This is a genomic window from Paenibacillus sp. TC-CSREp1, from assembly GCF_050171015.1.
GTDB lineage: Bacteria > Bacillota > Bacilli > Paenibacillales > Paenibacillaceae > Paenibacillus > Paenibacillus silvae.
In genome coordinates, this window is the sequence record NZ_JBNOKM010000011.1 from 204,162 (window position 1) to 222,805 (window position 18,644).

At 51.9% G+C, this 18,644-nt stretch carries 15 protein-coding genes; 13 read left to right on the forward strand and 2 right to left on the reverse strand.

Features of this window, described 5'->3' with window-relative positions:
• The first annotated feature begins 67 nt into the window (after window positions 1-67).
• The 8 genes from ACQSGY_RS18520 (at window position 68) to ACQSGY_RS18555 (ending at window position 8,323) form a co-directional block, all read left to right on the forward strand.
• The gene (locus ACQSGY_RS18520; RefSeq protein ID WP_427179818.1) at window positions 68-955 is read left to right on the forward strand and encodes a rhodanese-related sulfurtransferase; all 888 of its coding nucleotides are present in this window, start codon (window positions 68-70) and stop codon (window positions 953-955) included.
• Window positions 956-967: 12 nt separating this feature from the next.
• Complete coding sequence (locus ACQSGY_RS18525; protein WP_427179707.1) at window positions 968-1,615, forward strand: helix-turn-helix transcriptional regulator; 648 nt, start codon at window positions 968-970, stop codon at window positions 1,613-1,615.
• 409 nt (window positions 1,616-2,024) lie between these two features.
• On the forward strand, window positions 2,025-2,321 hold the full coding sequence (locus ACQSGY_RS18530) for an Rpn family recombination-promoting nuclease/putative transposase (RefSeq protein WP_427179709.1): 297 nt from the start codon (window positions 2,025-2,027) through the stop codon (window positions 2,319-2,321).
• A gap of 359 nt (window positions 2,322-2,680) precedes the next feature.
• On the forward strand, window positions 2,681-3,730 hold the full coding sequence (locus tag ACQSGY_RS18535) for an ABC transporter substrate-binding protein (protein WP_188594077.1): 1,050 nt from the start codon (window positions 2,681-2,683) through the stop codon (window positions 3,728-3,730).
• 198 nt (window positions 3,731-3,928) lie between these two features.
• Window positions 3,929-4,789 carry an ABC transporter permease gene (locus ACQSGY_RS18540; protein WP_229729998.1) on the forward strand — a complete coding sequence of 287 codons (861 nt, stop codon included), beginning with the start codon at window positions 3,929-3,931 and terminating at the stop codon, window positions 4,787-4,789.
• Window position 4,790: 1 nt separating this feature from the next.
• Window positions 4,791-5,585 (forward strand): ABC transporter ATP-binding protein, encoded by a 795-nt coding sequence (locus ACQSGY_RS18545; RefSeq protein ID WP_111270362.1) that lies wholly within the window; start codon window positions 4,791-4,793, stop codon window positions 5,583-5,585.
• 173 nt (window positions 5,586-5,758) lie between these two features.
• Entirely contained in the window at window positions 5,759-6,937 is a 1,179-nt protein-coding gene (locus ACQSGY_RS18550) for a winged helix-turn-helix domain-containing protein (protein WP_427179711.1), read from the forward strand.
• Window positions 6,938-7,006: 69 nt separating this feature from the next.
• Complete coding sequence (locus ACQSGY_RS18555; RefSeq protein WP_427179713.1) at window positions 7,007-8,323, forward strand: MFS transporter; 1,317 nt, start codon at window positions 7,007-7,009, stop codon at window positions 8,321-8,323.
• 100 nt (window positions 8,324-8,423) lie between these two features.
• Here ACQSGY_RS18555 and ACQSGY_RS18560 read toward each other — a convergent pair whose 3' ends face one another.
• Together ACQSGY_RS18560 and ACQSGY_RS18565 are read right to left on the reverse strand one after the other, a co-directional pair.
• On the reverse strand, window positions 8,424-9,005 hold the full coding sequence (locus ACQSGY_RS18560; RefSeq protein ID WP_427179714.1) for a hypothetical protein: 582 nt from the start codon (window positions 9,003-9,005) through the stop codon (window positions 8,424-8,426).
• A 31-nt stretch (window positions 9,006-9,036) separates the two neighbouring features.
• Window positions 9,037-9,570: a hypothetical protein gene (locus tag ACQSGY_RS18565; protein ID WP_427179716.1), complete on the reverse strand. Its 534-nt coding sequence runs from the start codon at window positions 9,568-9,570 to the stop codon at window positions 9,037-9,039.
• 208 nt (window positions 9,571-9,778) lie between these two features.
• On the opposite strand from ACQSGY_RS18565, the gene ACQSGY_RS18570 reads away from it, so the two are divergent.
• The 5 genes from ACQSGY_RS18570 to ACQSGY_RS18590 all read left to right on the forward strand — a co-directional run bounded on the left by ACQSGY_RS18570 (window position 9,779) and on the right by ACQSGY_RS18590 (window position 18,477).
• Window positions 9,779-10,276: a DUF6385 domain-containing protein gene (locus ACQSGY_RS18570; protein WP_248063243.1), complete on the forward strand. Its 498-nt coding sequence runs from the start codon at window positions 9,779-9,781 to the stop codon at window positions 10,274-10,276.
• A 44-nt stretch (window positions 10,277-10,320) separates the two neighbouring features.
• Window positions 10,321-11,673 carry a DUF6385 domain-containing protein gene (locus ACQSGY_RS18575; RefSeq protein ID WP_427179718.1) on the forward strand — a complete coding sequence of 451 codons (1,353 nt, stop codon included), beginning with the start codon at window positions 10,321-10,323 and terminating at the stop codon, window positions 11,671-11,673.
• A gap of 79 nt (window positions 11,674-11,752) precedes the next feature.
• Window positions 11,753-14,146 carry a glycosyltransferase gene (locus tag ACQSGY_RS18580; protein WP_427179720.1) on the forward strand — a complete coding sequence of 798 codons (2,394 nt, stop codon included), beginning with the start codon at window positions 11,753-11,755 and terminating at the stop codon, window positions 14,144-14,146.
• The gene (locus ACQSGY_RS18585; protein ID WP_427179721.1) at window positions 14,073-16,244 is read left to right on the forward strand and encodes a glycosyltransferase; all 2,172 of its coding nucleotides are present in this window, start codon (window positions 14,073-14,075) and stop codon (window positions 16,242-16,244) included. The genes ACQSGY_RS18580 and ACQSGY_RS18585 overlap by 74 nt, the downstream gene beginning before the upstream one ends.
• A 196-nt stretch (window positions 16,245-16,440) precedes the next feature.
• Window positions 16,441-18,477, forward strand: coding sequence for a glycosyltransferase (locus ACQSGY_RS18590; protein WP_427179723.1), 2,037 nt, complete (start codon window positions 16,441-16,443; stop codon window positions 18,475-18,477).
• The last annotated feature ends 167 nt before the right edge of the window (window positions 18,478-18,644 follow it).

Here is an 18,644-nt window from a genome sequence, read left to right on the forward strand (position 1 = left end):
AGGGCGCAACGTAGGAGGCTCGCCGGAGGAACCGGCCAACAACATGGAAGAGGAACAGGTGATATACATGTGTAACAGCGCGTATCGCGTGCTTTTATATTATAAGTTCGTGAAGATTGAAGACCCTGAGACTTTTACGCAGGAGCATCTGCAATACTGTAAGGACCTGGGGGTGAAGGGCCGAATTCTGATCGCTTCAGAGGGCATCAACGGTACGGTTTCAGGAACACCAGAACAGACGGAGCAGTATATGAAGGACATGCATGCCAATCCGCTGTTTAAGGACATGGTGTTCAAGATTGATGATGTGGAAGAGCATGCGTTCAAAAAAATCTTTGTACGCCACAAAGCAGAGCTCGTGACGTTCCGCGTAGACGAAGAGCTTGATCCGAACGAGGTCAGCGGCAAGCGCCTTTCGCCGAAGGAGTTCCACGAGCATCTACAGCGTGATGATGTCATCGTTATTGATGGTCGCAACGACTATGAGTACGAGATTGGTCATTTCCGTGGAGCCGTTCGTCCAGATGTAGAATCATTCCGTGAGTTTCCAGAATGGATTCGGGAGAACCTCGGCGATATGAAGGACAAGAAGATCATTACGTACTGCACGGGCGGTATTCGTTGCGAGAAGCTGACCGGCTTTATGATCAAGGAAGGTTTCCAGGATGTTGCCCAACTGGAAGGCGGAATTGTAACTTACGGGAAGGACCCTGAGGTGCAGGGACGTCTGTTTGATGGCAAATGTTACGTATTTGACGAGCGCATTTCGGTGCCGATCAATCGTACGGATGAGGATATTGTCATCGCCAGCTGTTATCACTGTGGCACGACACATGACCGATATATTAACTGTCCGACCTGCAACCTGCAGCATGTCTGCTGTGAGGCTTGTGAAGAGACGCATAACCGCTTTTGCTCGGATGCTTGCCGGGAGGCAGCGCCCGTACACGCATAAGCAGGAGAGCAGGTGCTGAATGTGAAGCGTGAAGAAGAACGTACAACGCGTGAACGGATTTTGTTTATGCTGAAGCAGCAAGGAACGATGACGGCCCGCGAGATCACGGCGGAGCTGGGGCTGACGGGTATGGCGATTCGTCGCCATCTGACAGCGCTGGAGCAGGATGGTTGGATTGAGGTGCGAGAAGCCCGGGCAACCGCAGGGCGCCCATCCTCGGTATATCATCTGACCGATCGCGGGGACGGTTATTTTCCGAAGTCGTACTCCTCTCTGACACTGGAGCTACTGGAAGAATTGTCTGATACGGCAGGCAGTGGTGTCGTGGATGCTCTCTTCGAGGGTCGCCGTGACAAGCTGCTTCGCAGCGGCTTGCCGCAGATGGAAGGCCATGACCTTGCCGGACGTGTGGAGGAACTGGCACGTATCCAGAATGCCAATGGTTATATGGCAGATGCGTCCCTAGAAGAGGATGGCACCTATGTCATCACTGAGCTGAACTGCCCGATCGTACAAGTTGCGAGTGTATATAAACAGGCCTGCCGCTGTGAGCTGGAGCTGTTTCGCACGCTGCTACAGGCAGATGTAGAGCGGACCGAATGCTACGCCGATGGCGGCAAGAAGTGCAAGTATCAGATTCGCGAAGCTTCGGGGAACTGAATGAGACAGGTAGACGTTTGATATATAACATAAAGAGATGGTCTCTGTTTGTGGAGGCTGTCTTTTTTTGTTACGGAATTACGTTTTTGCGAGTGAATAAATCGGAATTGCGTATTTAAATTGGACTATACGTGTTATAATAGTGCTCACATCCAAGTGCAATTCGTTCGCTGGTAGTTCTTTTTGAAATGAATAACCTAATCTAAATCAGTTGAACTATACATTTACACAGAAACGGAGAGGACAGAAAAAACTGGAAAAGCGAAGCGTTCGCCTTTATCACAAGATTTTTCCCTTTATAATGGGAATCAAAAAAATCTGGGGATAACAGCGATTGAAAGTTGTTCTGTCATCGGAGTGCTCCGTGTAAACATCTTTCTTTTTTAACTGATCTAGGTGGGAGGCTTTTATGATGCATGAGTTGGAACCTGCTTTGAAAAAAGCCATGAGTGTGCTCGAGTTTCTAAGTCAGGATGAACAGGCGCGTCAGGAATACGAGGCACGGCAAAAGTTTCTACGAGATGAGGCCTCGATGATTGAAGGGGCTCGAGAAGAAGGGCTTAAAGAAGGTATTAAAGAAGGTGAGGCTGAGAGCAAACGCAAAATTGCACTAAATATGCTGGCTCTGGGCCTTGATGAGGAGATTATTATGAAAGCGACAGGTCTGAGCTCTTCTGAACTGAAAAACATCCAACAAAATAAATAATCTCAGTAGGTATGTTCTCCTACATGATTCAATGGAACGGCAATTCGTACATTCTACGAGTTGCCTTTTTTGATGCTATGTAAAGTAATCTATCATATTATTCCTTTCGATTGAAATTGGAAGCGTTCCAACCATTGACGGAAGCCAGGATGCACTTTAATATTAGGAAAACAATAGAACAGCAACACGGCATGGACTTCAGTCGCATGCCCAAAGTCTAGATTTGTCTGCTTTTGTCGATCAAAGCAACAATGCGTTGAAGCGTTCGTTTTTGTCGGGCTCTGTCGTACCTGAGGGGACGTGTATTAGAGCGCATGGGGAAGGTCAAATTTTAAAAGATGGAGAGGGGTTTTTTACAGATGAAAAAGAAGTTTTGGATGTCACTGATGATGGCTGCTTCGATGATCGTAGCGGCAGGTTGCGGAAATAACAGCGGTTCAGGCTCGGAGTCAAAAGGGGCAGACAGTACAACAGGCGGAGGCAGTGCAGAAAAATCCTATCAGATCGCCATCTCCCAGATTGTTGAACATCCATCGCTGGATGCTACACGTGAAGGTTTCATCGCAGCCCTGAAGGATGCGGGCATTGAAGAGAATAAAAACCTCAAGATTGACTACAACAATGCCCAGGGGGATTCTACGAACAACCTGTCCATTGCCCAGAAAATCGCGGGTGATTCCAAAAATGACCTCGTACTCGGCATTGCGACTCCATCTGCACTCGCTCTTGCACAGCAAGTCAAGGACAAGCCACTTCTATTTGCAGCTGTAACGGACCCTCTCGGAGCCAAACTGGTGAGTGACATGGACAAGCCAGGTGGCAACGTTACGGGTGCATCGGATACCAATCCAGAGGCTATCGTGCAGTTGGCTGATTTTATCGCCAAATATATGCCGGATGTGAAGACGGTAGGACTGGTCATTAACGAAGGTGAACCGAATGCAGTTGTTATGGCTAACAATGCCGAGAATGCTCTGGCAACACACAACATCAAGCTGGTCAAAGCACCAGTGACCAATACATCGGAAGTTAAACAAGCAACCGACTCGCTGGTTGGCAAAGTTGATGCGTTCTACATTACACTCGACAACTCCGTTGTAAGTGCGGTCGATACGATCATTCAGACGGCGAACAGCAACAAGATTCCATTCTTCTCCAGTGACCGTGATACGGTAGAGAAGGGCGCTTTTGCAACAGTAGGCTTCAAATATTATGATCATGGCTACCAAGTAGGAGAGATGGCTGCGGACATCCTGAAAAATGGAACAAAACCAGGCGACATGAAGGTTACCGTTCCGGACAAGCTGGATCTGATCCTGAACCTGAAAGCAGCTGAAGCTCAAGGCATTACGGTAACAGATGAAATGAAGGCTGAAGTAAAGGATCAAGCTAACAACATTATTCAATAATAGAGATGGGTAACTTGATTCAATAATGAGATTGGTAACCTGACGAGATGATAATATTCCGATAGATGGATGCGAGGCGAACGTGCAGGCGGGTTCGCCTCATTCTTTTCGGATAGAGAAAGACAGGGAGGAAGCAGTGTGAGTATAAGTTGGAATTCCATTGAAGGGGCAATCGAGCTGGGACTGTTGTATGCACTGATGGCACTGGGTGTGTATATTACATTCCGCATTCTTGATTTTCCCGATCTTACCGTAGACGGAAGTTTTACCACAGGGGGCGCTATTGCGGCGGTCATGATCTCCAATGATTACTCTCCTTGGCTGGCCTGCTTGGCAGCAATGGCTGGCGGCATGATCGCTGGAGCCCTCACGGGTCTGCTGCATACCAAGGGCAAAATTAACGGACTATTGTCCGGTATTCTGATGATGATTGCCTTGTATTCGATCAACATGCGTATTCTTGGCGCACCGAATAAATCGATTATGGGTGCAGAAACACCTTTCTCGGGTGAGCATGTCATGATCATTATTATTATTGTGGTACTGGTATTTAAAATCATGCTGGATCTGTTTATGAAAACAGATATCGGACTTGCGCTTCGCGCTACAGGAGATAACAAACGCATGATTCGCAGCTTTGGTGCGAATACGGATGTGACGACCATTATCGGTGTCAGCTTGTCCAACGGACTGGTGGCCTTGTCAGGTGCATTTATTGCCCAGCAATCCGGGTTTGCTGATATTACGATGGGCATTGGTATGATCGTTATCGGTCTGGCTTCAGTTATTATCGGTGAAGCGATTCTTGGCGCCAGAACGGTATTCTGGGCGACGCTGGCAGCCGTTGTCGGATCAATTATTTACCGGATTGTGGTCGCACTGGCCTTGCAGGTGGAATGGTTTGATACATCCGATCTGAAGCTGATCACCGCCGTAATCGTTATTATCGCACTTGTATTCCCGACAATGCAGCGTTCCATGAAACAGCGCAGTCTCGCTCGCAAACGAACTGAAGAGCTGATGCGCTCGGGTGGTCAACAGGCGAAGGGGGGCATGTAGTATGCTGGAGATTACGCAAGTCACCAAACTGTTCAATCCGGGCACGACCGATGAGAAGACGGCGCTGGTTGGTGTGAATCTGACCATGAATCCGGGTGATTTTGTAACGGTCATTGGCAGTAACGGAGCAGGGAAATCGACCTTGATGAACATTATTTCAGGTGTGATGAAACCGGATATGGGCGATGTGCTGATTAACGACCGTTCGATTAAAAACTTGCCAGAGCATAAACGAAGCAGCTGGATCGGTCGTGTCTTTCAGGACCCGATGGCCGGAACCGCGCCGCATATGTCGATTGAAGAGAACATGGCGATGGCGTACAAACGCGGTAAGGGACGCGGACTTGGCTTTGGTGTGACACGCGCCAGACGTGAAATCTTCAACGCACAGCTGGAGAAGCTGGGCATTGGACTGGAGAAACGTCCAAATGCCAAGGTGGGTCTCTTGTCTGGTGGAGAGCGTCAAGCGCTCAGCCTGCTGATGTCAACCTTTACGCAGCCACAGATTCTGCTGCTGGATGAGCATACGGCGGCACTTGATCCAGCCCGTGCAGAGCTGATCACCGAGCTGACGGAGACACTTGTCCGTGAGATGAGACTTACAACACTCATGGTTACGCACAATATGGAGCAGGCCATCCGTCTCGGCAATCGTCTGATCATGATGGATAAGGGACGCATCATTCTCGATGTCAGTGAGGAACGCAAACGCACACTCACGGTACCTGAACTGCTTGGGGAATTTGAGCGGATTAGCGGTAAGAAGATGGCAGATGACCGCGTTGTGCTTGGATAAGCACCAAGGCGCAGAGATTTTTCGGAAAAATAAAATTCACTTGCTTACCCCAAAACGGGTGGAATCCATATTAGGTCAGATCGATGCATATTGTTGAAAACCAGGGCTCTTTGCTTTATTGCAAAGGGCTTTTTTATGGTATGTTGAAAGAGGTCCACAAGGGAGGAACGAGCATGTCTCTGCAATTTGATGAGGGGAGCTATACGGTATCTCAGCGATTGGATTCCATCCGCCTGCTGGCGAAGGAGTTTGCGCTTTTGCATTTTCTGTACGAAAACAAAGATAAGGCCTTTACGCGCAGTCAGCTGCTGGATCGGGTATGGCCATTGGAATATCCGGTGGAGCGCACCGTAGATGATCACATCTATCGTTTGCGCAAGAAGCTGAAGCGCTGGGAAGAAATCAGTCTGGATACGGTCCGTGGTTATGGTTATCGGCTTGCTCTAAGGGAAAACAGGGCCGTGTTGCCCCCAAATCCATCTATCCATGATCCCGAGATGCAGGAGGTTGTGCATGGATTGCTTCGCAAATATCATCTGTTCGGCCAGGGAAATTCAATCCAGACGCTGGTTCGTCAACAGGAGGCGCTTGGCGTACGAATAGAACCGTACTACCAGCTGTATCTTCATTTTATACAGGGAGATCTGGAGTGGCTGATGAACACAGCGCAGTTTCCTTTAGAGGAGCGTCTGTACTGGCTGCTGATTTATGTACATGCTCTCGTTGAACCTGCGGAAAGTCTGGCGTTATACAAACAAGCGATTCATTCATCTGTTCTGCCTGCAGAGCATCGCCAGGAACTGAGGATTCTGAATATCATCGATATCTATGCCGAAACGGGTCAGTATCAGGAAGCCAGAAAGCAGCTGGAAGAAACGTATCGGGTGATGGAAACAAAACAGTTAATCTATTTCAAGTTACCGGTGAGTATTGCCGCATTGTCTGTTGAACTGTGGGGTGGGAGCGGTGAGGCTGTTGAGGAACAGATTGCCGTTCTGCGTACACAATTAAAAGACGCACCATATCTGCGAGAAATCGGCCGTTTTCAGGTGCTGGAGGGCTGCTGGCTGCTGCGGCAGGGACGGGTGCGAGAAGCGGAGCTGCGAATGGATGACGGTCTGGAAGTATTGAAAATGTCACTCAATGCACCGCTTTATCTGAATTCAGCCTATCAAATTCTTCTGTTTATGGATCACCATCGAGTTGAAGGCAGACTCCGCAGTAAATATCAACAAATCTATGAGGGGATTCGTAAATCATACGGCGCTTCCATCTATGGGCAGCAGATCGTGGATACGGTTCAACGTTTTTTATCTGCTGAATCTACATCCTCTGATCTTCCTCTGACATAAGCCTCCTAAGATTACAGTCAAGGACATAAGGTTCGCAAAACCGCTGTAATCAAGGGAGGAAGTAAATGTATGACAGGTAATTCATCTGGTGAATCTGCTGCAAAAACCCCCAAAAGCCTCTGGGCTAATCTACGGTTTGTACGTCTGTTTATCGCTTACGCGCTCGCTACCTTTGGCGATTGGTTCGATACGTTGGCCGTGCAGGTCATGGTGGCTTACCGCTGGGGTGCTGATCCGTTGATCATCGCACTAATCCCGGTCTTCATGGCAGTGCCGGGTATTCTTTTGGGCTCAGTGGCCGGTGCTCTGGCAGACAGGCTGCATAAGGTGAAAATTATGCTGCTTTGTGATGGAATCACCGTAGCACTAACAGTTGGTATTTTATTGGCACCAAGCCCGGCATGGCTGCTTCCACTTCTGGCGTTACGTGCGATGATGAGTGTATTTCATGTTCCTGCCCAGCAGGCGTTGACGCGCCAGATCGTAACCGAGGATCAGCTGTTTCAGGCCTCGTCGCTGAACGGGTTTGTGAATCAGTGTGCCAAGATAGCAGGACCTCTTCTGGGTGCGGTTGTATTGGCCTTTTTTTCTCCGCAAATCTGCATTCTGATCAATGCGTTTGCTCGCTTGCTGTCAGGTGCATTCCTTTGGCCTTTACGACGCTTTTCAGAGAAAAAAGAAGTTGGTGTAGCCGTTGAGCATGATGAGCAAAATCAGAAGGGAGCGGAGACCTTCTTCACGCAGTGGCAGCAGGGCTGGAAGTATTTACGCCACAACCGTACGGTGAGGAATACCATCGTGTTTGGTTGTTTAGGCCTGATGTCTATTCTGATGATCGAATATCAATTTGCGACCTTATTTCGGGAGATCAAGCCAGGGAATGAATCCATGCTTGGCTGGCTCGGTTCATCGGTTGGGGCAGGAGCTGTTGTTATCATTCTGCTGTTAAACCGATTGCCAAGAATAGGATACGGATGGGGCCTTGGCGGGGGATATTTCCTCATTGGCGCCGGAATTGCATCACTGGGCTTGATCGGTCCGGATACATCGACAGGATGGGTCATTGTCGTGGGCCTGTGTACCGGTCTCGGGAATGGACTTTTTATGGTCACGATGAATTATTTGCTGCAAAAAGAGACCTCTCCTGACTATGTAGGACGTGTATTTGGTATTCAAAACTCGTTATTCAGCGTTGTGCTGGTTGCTGCGCCGCTGACAGGAGGTGCAATCATTCGTTTTGCCGGGCCCAGCTCGACCTTTCAAATGATCGGTTTGGCCACGCTTGCGATCGGTCTTGGCGGAATGATGCTGCAGCGCATGCTGTGGAATGTGGGGAGATCAACCGCGTCTACAGACAAGGCATCAGCCGTTTCACAGCGCATGTGATGTATGCCTGAAACAATTATAAAAGCCACTTTCGGTGCTCAGCCGAAGGTGGCTTTTAGTTTGGGTATATCTCCAGCTGTATAACCTTGATGATAAGAATTCAATTTTCCCACCAGGTGAAATAGGTTGTGCAGGCTAACAGTCCAGCTACAGACAGCGATCCGGTAACGGACAGATTAATCGCCTGGCCTGGAGAGATCACATATCTGCCCGACTCATCGGATTGAAAAGGACCTGCCTGAAGCGGCATGGCAATCAGCGTTGCGGCACCCGACGGAGCAGAGGTTGAGAAGCGAACTACTGCAATACTTGTGTTGCTGCTGGATAGATTACTGTTGACTGCAGTGAGTGTGCTGGGGGAGGAAAGGGTACCGTTTGCACTCAGGGTCATGGTGCCGCTGAATGAGGATAACAGGTTGAGCGCCACTGTAATGCCGCCAGACAATCGGGAAACATAAATGGTCTTTCCGCTGCCTGCTGGATTGGCGAGCTGCAGCGTTGCTGTCACACTCCCTCCAAGTATCCCGAGGGTGGTGGAGTTGGTGGAACCTGCAGTGTACAGATTACCTGTACTGCCGGCACTATTTTCAGGCGGGGCCACGATGCCGGGAGAAGTATACGAGTTGGTGCTCGACGTATAGACGGGTTGATTCAATGGGTTAAATACATTATTGTTTGGCACGATATGTACCCCCTTTTCAACAAATTTGGCTTTAAAACTCCCACCATAGCAGATTAATCGAGCCGACCTGACTTCCCGTACCCAAGCTGATGGACAAGGACTGGCCTGGAGGAACAACGATGGAGCCGTTTAAATCCAGTGAGTATATGCCTGCAGTTAGCGGAATGCTGATGAGGCTGGTAAAGGTTCCGCCAAGCGTGCCTGTATTTTGTCTTGTTGTGACGATGCTGGCATTCGAGCTGCCAAGCAATGTATTGCTTGGTGTTGGCGTTGTGCCAACGGTAACGGTACCGCCGGAGTAGATGACAAGGGTAGCCGCTGCTGTAGTGCCCCCCATCAGACTGGATAGACGTATCGTTCTGCCGCTTCCTGCAGCATTAACAATCTGCAGCAGCAAGTTCTGGCTGGAAGGAATAGAGATATTATTCGTGGTAAGGGCAAAAAAACTACCCGCCGCTGCAGCCCCTGTGTCGGGCGGAGCTTCAATCCCGGGGGCCGCAAACGTATTGGTTAATTGCGTGAATAAAGGTCCATTGGATTGGTTGAATACATTTGCATTAGTCATTGTGCAGCACCTCCTCTGGACAGAATGAACCCAATAACATCAAACGCAGCCTTGGTTTGTTTCGCATGTCCCTATTACTGCATTGTATGTGAAAGAAAGAGTCGACGTTTGGGATTCATTGTATATTTCCGAATAACGGCATATGCCGTGCCCGTAGTCCTGGGCCGGGCATACGATGCCTAAGCACATTGTTTAAGGGGAAATCGAGATGAGTCGAACAGCAAAGCAAAGCAAGAAAAAAACAAAGCAGACAACCAAATATGTCAGCCGCCGCCCATCCCGTTGTTCTCGCCGCGCGAAACTGCTGAAGCCCCCCTGCTCCCGAGTTATCCGTCCCCGGTTCAAGCAGGGTGCTTTCTCACGCACGAAACTCCCTGGTGCTGCTTCCTGTTTTACAGAGCATACCTATCCTGGAGCGGAGACGGCCCGAGGCGAGGTTGCACTTCCGCCGCAGGATACCTCAACACTAAGCATGTACAGCTATGGTGTGGTGAATCGGGGGAAACATCCGGCGCTTGTACAGATTCAGATCAGCCCGAATGCTGTAGATTACGCAGTGGATAGTCAAGAGGTGGTCGAGGGAGGTCAGACCAAAGCGCTTGTCCCATTGCGTTTTTTGCATTATACCAGGCTTGTGATTCTGCCGGTGAAGCCCGGTGAGCCAACCCGGCTAGATGTTTATTTTCAGGCCCAGCGTATGCCGTAAGGTAGCTTTATTACCCAGATTGTCCAGGGAGGAGGACGAGGCTCATGCCTAACTTTACAACGTTTAATACGAATCCGGATAACTTGAGAACACTTATTTTTGGTCAGGATAGTACGGGCACTGCCCAACCCGTCAGAACGGATACAAGCGGAAATGTTGTAGGCATCATTCTGGACGGGACGATCAGCAACATATCTGGTCTGACTACAGTCACCATTAATGCGGGCACAATTACCAACATTTTGAACGGTACAATTACCAGCGTACTTGGAGCCACGATTACAGCTGGAACTATCACAAGTGTGTTAGGTGCCACGGTGACAGCCGGTACATTAACGAACCTGTTAGACGGTACAATTACCAATGTGCTCGGAGCGACCATTACAGCGGGAACATTAACGAACTTGCTGAACGGAACCATCACAAGTGTACTTGGAGCGACGATTACAGCTGGTACGATTACAAGTGTGCTAGGAGCCACGGTGACAGCCGGTACATTAACGAACCTGTTGAATGGTACGATTACCAATGTGCTCGGAGCAACCATTACGGCGGGGACAATCACAAGCGTCCTAGGTGCAACCGTAACAGCAGGAACATTAACGAATTTACTGAATGGAACCATTACCAGCGTACTTGGAGCCACGGTAACGGCCGGGACACTGACAAACCTGTTAAATGGTACGATCACGAATGTGTTAGGAGCAACCATCACGGCAGGAACATTAACAAACTTGCTGAACGGAACGATCACGAGTGTGCTGGGCGCAACCGTTACGGCCGGTACACTGACGAACCTGTTGAATGGTACGATCACGAATGTGCTCGGAGCGACCATCACAGCGGGAACATTAACGAATTTACTGAATGGAACGATCACCAGCGTCCTGGGTGCCACGGTGACCGCTGGAACGCTGACCAATCTGTTGAACGGAACCATTACAAGTGTACTTGGGGCCACAATCACAGCCGGGACATTGACCAATCTATTAAACGGAACGATCACAAGTGTGCTCGGAGCGACCATTACCGCCGGAACACTCAGCAGCGTAACATCCATTTCGCAGAAAAGCTTTCAGGAAAACCAGCTCATTGCTACGCCGACAGCTAACACGTTCACACCGCTCCCTGCTGTGACAACCAGCGTCTTCGGTACTTACTCCTTCTTTGTATATAACAGGGGACCAGGCATAAACAGGGTAGATGCTCAGGTGGAGATCAGTGCTAACGGAACCAACTGGTATACGGATGTGGCTACGGTAACCGGTATCCTGTCCGGTTCGGTAGACGTTCTGGTTCCGCAGCGATTTTTGAAATATACCCGTCTCTCTTATCGTTCAAGCCTCATTGGAGCACCTAGCACAATTGACGTGTTCTTCAATGGACAAGGCACATAACCAGCTTTGCTGTCATATAGGTACATGGAGCCCGCTTGAGGGGACACATGTACCTTTTTTGTATTGGAGGTGACTATGGATGCAGAACCGTTTACTTGGCATTCATATGATTGTGCAAAATGAAGAGAAACACCTGCCGCGCTGTCTGAACAGCTTGAGGCATAAAAATCTGGAATGCTTCATTACGGATACAGGCTCGTCCGATCGGACAGCAGCTCTGGCCAGAGCTTACGGTGCAATGGTGCTGCACGCTCGCTGGGAGGATCATTTTGCCCAAGCCAGAAATATCAGCCTTCCCTTGGCAACGACAGAATGGATTCTCTGTCTGGATGCTGACGAGTATGTAATTGAAGGTTTGGAAGAATTAATGAAGTTTTTACCTGACGTCCATAAGAGCATAACCAGATTACGTATAACGATAGAAAATCAGTTCGGTGAAGGGCCGGGGGACAAGATCATGTCCTATCCAGTAAGACTTTTCCGTGCACATCATGGGTATCGATTCACGGGACGTATCCATGAACAGTTGATTCGTGCAAAGGATCATGAGCAGAACTGTAATGTAATGCCGAAGAGCAGTACAAGTGATGTTTGCAAAGCTGTAGATTCACCGAATGCAAACGAAGAAGAGACATTCGTTGATACAGAGCCGCTTGCACCTCTGCGTCTGGGGCATGATGGTTATCTGGCATCCGTGATTGCCTCCGGAGAGAAAGCGAAACGGAACTTACGCCTTATTCAGAAGGAACTGGAAGATCACCCGGATCAACCGTTTCATCTGTACAATCTGGGTGTAGCCCGATGCCAGCTGGGTGATTTGGTACAGGCGGTCAATGCATTCCGTGAATCACTAAGGCTTGCTCATTTGCAGGCTCCTTATCGCCCGACACTTGTGAAGGATCTGGCTAAAGTGCTTGGTTCGCTGGAGCGTTATGAAGAAGCACATACACTGCTCGCCCTTGAACGTCAGCATTATCCTGAATATCCGGACTTGCATCTGTTATATGGCGAGATTCTGGAACGGCAAGGTCTGGAGGAGCGAGCCTATCAATCCTATGCACGGGCAAGCACCTGCAGTGTCAAACCATTTGATCAGATGAAAGATCACAACGGTGAGTTTGAGCCCGTCTACGTTAGCGAAGCGGGATCTGGCAGTTACCGGGCCTATGCATCCATGGCAAGGCTTGCCGAAAAGCGGGGGTTTGGGGAAGAGGCGATTCGTCTGTACATGTTGGCACTGGAGCATCTGTTCACTTATCAACCAGCATGGACGGGGCTGGCGGAAACGCTGCAGCAGCAGGGGCATTCAGATGAACAAATTGCAGAAAGACTGCTGGAGCAGTTCAAACGTTTAAGCCAGAAGCAGGAGTCTAATCGATCTGGAGATATCAGCAGTTCTTCGAATGCCCGCGATGAGGAAGCGAGTCCCCTTCCGATTGTCTATGCTCTCGCCGCTTGTGGAGCATACAAGCAGGCACTACTCTTGGTCGAGGATCAGGCATGCCATATTCGTATTCCTGCAGGTGATCTTATTCAATGGTTGCTGTGCGCTGACCGTATCACAGATGCATGGCATCTTGCTGAGAAGAGCTGGGGGGTGCGAAATCAGCGGGACAGCGAACAGATGCCGGATTTATCGGTCAACGGATCAGAAATTCATAAGGATCGTCAGATAACACTGCGACCTGATGAAAGAAGTGACTGGGCGCTGGCTTGTTGGGCGAGCGGACAGCGTTTATCGGCTTCCTTTCTCGCACGAACATCTCCACTGGAAAGAGATATGTGGAGGGTAGCAGATCGTTTGTTGCTGGAGTACAGGCCTAGTCCATCTGCCTGTAATTCTGAATCGGAAACAGCAGATGAGCAGCTGCTGCATTGGAGTGAAGCTACGGAATTGGCAGCAAATCAGGTTGTAAACCGTGCCGTGCAAAACGGTCAACTGGTTATTGCCCGGCAGCTGCATGAACGGCTGGCAGGTATGATGTCCACCAAAGAGCGAACAGAGATGACTACTCTTAGGGATTATGCTGGTTTGCTGGTGCGGCACGGATATACGATGCTGGCTGCCGATATGCTGATTCAATGTATGACGGAAGGGGAGCTGGATGCAGAGGGGCTTTTTTGGCTGGGGGAAACGCTGTATGCCAAGGGATATATTGAGCAGGCTTTATCGCTGTTCGAACAGGCATTGGAGGGTGATTCGGCCTTCACTCAGGCACGGGCCGGGGCGGCAGTCTGTTATTTGAAGCTTGCTCTTGAATTAATCGGTCAGGAACGGGAACGTTCCCCGGAAGCTGCGATGCTCGAGACCCGGCAGAGGAACCTGGTTCAGCAGCTGCGAACAGCGGAGGGTATGCCTTGGCGGACGATATATCGTGCCAGGGAAAGGAGGAACCACCATGCAGGGAGAGCGGCGGAACCAGACACAGCAGCATCAGAAGGCGCAGCGGATATCGCTGTGTATGATCGTTAAGGATGAGGAGGAGCTGCTGCCGCGCTGTCTTGAGAGTGTGCGCGGAGCGGTTGACGAGATCATTGTAGTAGACACTGGCTCGTCGGACCGCAGCGTGGCAATAGCGCGCAAGCATGGCGCGATGGTGGTTGAATTTGCGTGGTGCGATGATTTTGCTGCAGCACGAAATGCTGGCCTGGAGCTGGCCACTGGCGACTGGATTCTGTTTCTTGATGCGGACGAGGCGCTGGATACAGCAGCACGGGAGCAGATCAGAAGCTGGACGGCAGTCAGCGGATGCGACGGATTGTTTTTAAACATTCACAATTATACGGGTTCGGGCCAGCAGGGAGCGACGGTTAATCCGGTGCTGCGTCTGTTTCGCAACGCCCCTGAGCATCGGTTCACGGGCCGGATTCATGAGCAGATTGCGGCGGCGATCTGTGAGCGGAATCCGGAGGCTGCGTTTCATGTTACGGACATGGTGATTCACCATTACGGGTATCAGACGGTGATTGTAGAGCGTAAAGACAAGGTGAACCGTAATGTTCGTTTGCTGCAGCAGGCGGTCATGGAGGAGCCCAATCAACCGTTTCATCACTATAATCTCGGTGTGGAGTATTTGCGTACAGGTCAAGCGGAGCAGGCGCTCGAATCGTTTGGCAAAGCCCGGGAGATGATTGATCCGGCAGTAACCAGCTATGCACATCTGCTGTTCAAATATGAGGTTCGTTGTCTGGAGCATCTTCACCGTTGGCCGGAAGCGATGGAGCGGGTGGATGAGGCGTTGCAGCTATTTCCGGAATACACGGACCTGATGCATCATCGTGCGATCTGTGCGGACGCTTTGGGGGATACAGATACGGCTGAGCTTTCGCTTCGTGAAGCAGTCCGGCAGGGACCGCCGCCAGCCATTTTTCATACAGAAGAAGGCATGGGCACCTATCAGACATGGTACACGTTGGGCCGTTTACTGGAAGGAAAGGCCGATCTTGAGGGAGCCGTGGATGCTTATGTAGAAGCAGTGCGTGCAAAAGCCAGTCTGCTGCCGCCGCTGTATCGCATATTTCGAATCATGCGGGTATCCGGACAGGAGGAACAGATTCCGGCGCTGATTGCATCACGTTTTGCGATGAACTCGGAGGAGGCTTTGACAAAGGTGCTGGGCATTCTTGAGCAAAGCGGCTGTTACGCTGCGGCACTCGAGCTGCTTGGAGAGATGCCTCATGTATCTTCTGGAGAGCCACGTGAGAGGCGGTCTGTAGCCGAGGCTTTCCTGCATGTGCAGCGAGGAGACTGGAGAAAAGCGCGTTTGAAGCTCGAAACGGTGAAACGAAAAAAAGGTTTATTTGCCTCCCTGGCTTCCCGCTGGCTCGAACGGTTGCAGTGGATAGAAGGAGAAGGAAATGACGGGAGAGAGGATAAGGAAGGTAAGAGAGATCGGAAAGAGAGGCAAGGAAGGGAGGGGCAGGAACATAAGAAGGGGCAGCAGAATGAGGGACAGGATTCCTTTACGCTTTGGCTAAGGCAAGGCTCGCAGGCAGGCGGGGGTAAAGACGTTTTAACCGAAGAAGAGTCAGGGCTGTCAGGCTGGTGGAAGTCAGCAGCAAAAGGAAACGAGGGACTTGAAGAGAATGCAGGTGAACATACCACGTCCGAGAAAGAGCATACCGGGTTGTACGAGGGCTGGCAAGCGTTTGGACTTTTGCTGGAAGGATGCGCAAGGTCTGGAAGACGGCAGGAGCTGCATGAACTGATTCAACGGGGGCAGCAGGTGCTGAATGAAGCAGATTCTACCATGATAACTGGATCGGGAGAATCCTTGGCTAAGGAACGGGATGCCGGGACTGAAGAAGAGTGCCGAGGGAATGGTGAGGTGGATGAGAAAGCAGATGTGAAGAATGCCGGGGCACGGTTGCCTTTTCCGGGAGCATCAGACACCTTGCTTGGCACGAATTGTATCGTGAAAGGACTGATCAGTGCAGCGGATTATCATCTGGCGCAGCTCATGTCTGACACACCACAGGCGGGTGCAGGTAAAAGGCAGCGTCATCCGTACTGGCCTGTCGTTCAGCATATTCGGCTGGAGCTGCCGGGAGCGGACGGGTTCGAGGGATAAGAAAAGGAAAGAAGTGCTGAGCAGACGGAGGGTGAGGACTGAGTTGGTCTGGGCGGTTTGGATGGATAAAAAAGCATGATGCAAGGTGTGTACTCTAAGGGGCATGGCAAGAAAAGAAGTAAATAGAACGATGCCAAATACAATGCCAGTCTGAATGCAGCAGGGGGATTTTGGCTGGAAGGAGGGCAGAGTGCGGGTGAAGAACGGCATCAGCTTGTGCATGATTGTAAAGGATGAGGGCAAGTGTCTGGACCGTTGTCTGCGCTCGATAAGTGATAAGGTAGATGAAATTGTTGTCGTAGATACAGGCTCGACAGATGATTCGCAGGCCATTGCCAGATTATATCGTGCTGAAATCATAGACATGGAATGGAACGGCGATTTCAGCGAAGCACGCAATCTCTCACTTGCTGCTGCGAGTTATTCGTGGATTCTGGTGCTGGATGCGGATGAGGTGTGGACACAGATGGAGTGCACGAAATCTGAACTGCTCGAATGGCTGGAGGCCGGGAGTCAGGAGGTCTGGGGCTACTGGATCAAGGTAACCAGTTTGCTGGGTACGATGGGTGAAGAGCGTGTGACGGATGAGGTATGTCGTTTATTCCGCAACGATCCCCGGATTGCTTTTCGCGGACGCATACATGAGGAAGTGGCATCTTCGATTCAGGCAATTATACCGGGAGGGATAGGTCACTCGGACATAGAGGTTGTTCATTATGGTTATCTGGATGATGTTATCGCTGCCAAGGGCAAAAACGAGCGCAATATGCAGCTGATCCGACAGGCTTTACAGCAGGCACCGGATCGGGAGGAGCTGCTTTATGCTCTGGCTGCAGAATGGTTTCAGCAGGCCAGGTATGAGGAAGCGATTCGTCTTTTGCTGCCGCTGCTGGCACAGCTTCTGCCGGAGTGTGGATATCATTCGGATGTGGTGTTGAAAACGGCATACACCTGGAGAGAGCTGGGGCACTATGGCAGAGCGCTGGCTGTCGTGGAGACATGGGCACCCTTATACGGAGATTTCCCTGATCTGCTTGAGCTTGGCGCTGTGCTGGAACTGGATCATGCGCGGGCTGACAACGCTCTGGGCTGGTTAAAGCAAGCGAAATCGGCTGCATCGACAGCGGGGCGATATACCTCGGTGTCGGGTGCGGGAACCTACCGTGCGTTAACGCTGGAGGGCATGGCCTATGAGCAGACCGGTCGCTGGCATGAAGCGGAAGCAGCTTATACATCAGCGCTAGGCCTGCAGCCTGACAACGTGGCTGCATGGCAGCGGCTGCTGCTGCTCGGTGCAGCGACGGGACGGCCGCAGGCCATTGCCCGCGCAGCCGAGGGGGTGTGCTTGCCGCCGGCAGCATGGCTAGCGTTGGTTGCGGCCGCGCTGGCAGCGCATCGGCCGGAGTGGCTGCTGCGCCATGCAGCGGCGCTTGCCCCGGTGCTGCAGGCTCAGCCGCTTGCCCGCGGGCTTGCGCTGGCGCAACTGGGCGAGGACGCTGCTGCGTGCGCGGCCCTGCGTCCTTGGGCCGCGCATGCGCAGCACGGGCCAGAGGCAGCGCTGGCGCTGTGGGCGCTCGGCCACAAGCGGCCGGGCAGGGCGATGCGCGCTGCGGGGGCGAGCCAGGGGGCAGCGGTGCCCGAGGCGGCCCTGGCGGCGGATGCGCTGCTGCAGGGCGCGAGGCTGGTCGCGGGGCAGCGTGCGGGCACCGCTGGCTGCGCTATGCGCGGCCCAGCGGCCTCGGCGCGCGGGCAGGAGCCGCCGCAGCTGCTCGCGCCTGCGCAGGCGCTCGCCGCCGTAGGCGCCTGGCCCGCCTGGCTGCGCCTGCTGCAGGCCCAGCCGCCGGGCGGCGCGCTGGCGCTGCTCGCAGCGCTGCCGCCTGCGGCCCGCTGCGGGCTGCTGCGCGCGCCCGCGCACGTCCGCGAAGGGCTGCTTGCGCTATGCGGCCCGCCGGGCAGCGCGCAGCAGCCCCTCGCGGACGAAGTGCCCGCCCTCGCGCCCGCGGCGCATGCGCTTCTGGCGGGCACGCTCGCGCTGCTCGCCGGGCGGCAAAGCCTGGCCCGTGATTGGGCCGAGTACGCGGCCCAAATCACAGCGCGGCCTGCTGCCGCCCAAGGCCGCCCGGTGAAGTTCCTTCCACCGGGCCTGCAAACCCTGCTGCGCCTGACGGCTCCCGGCGCAGCCCAAGCCCCGACCTATCAGCAGCAGTGCAACTTGCTGCTGGTATACCTGTAGTCCGGTGCATCCATCTCGCCGGACACCTCCCTCCATACAGCAGAAAAAACTGCCGGGAGCATCCCGGCAGCCACTGTATCGCTCCTGATTTTCCCTCTGCCGATTCAACCTGCTTCTGAAATAAGACGCTATCTGTCCTGCCCCCTTTTTCATGTTTATCCCGACCA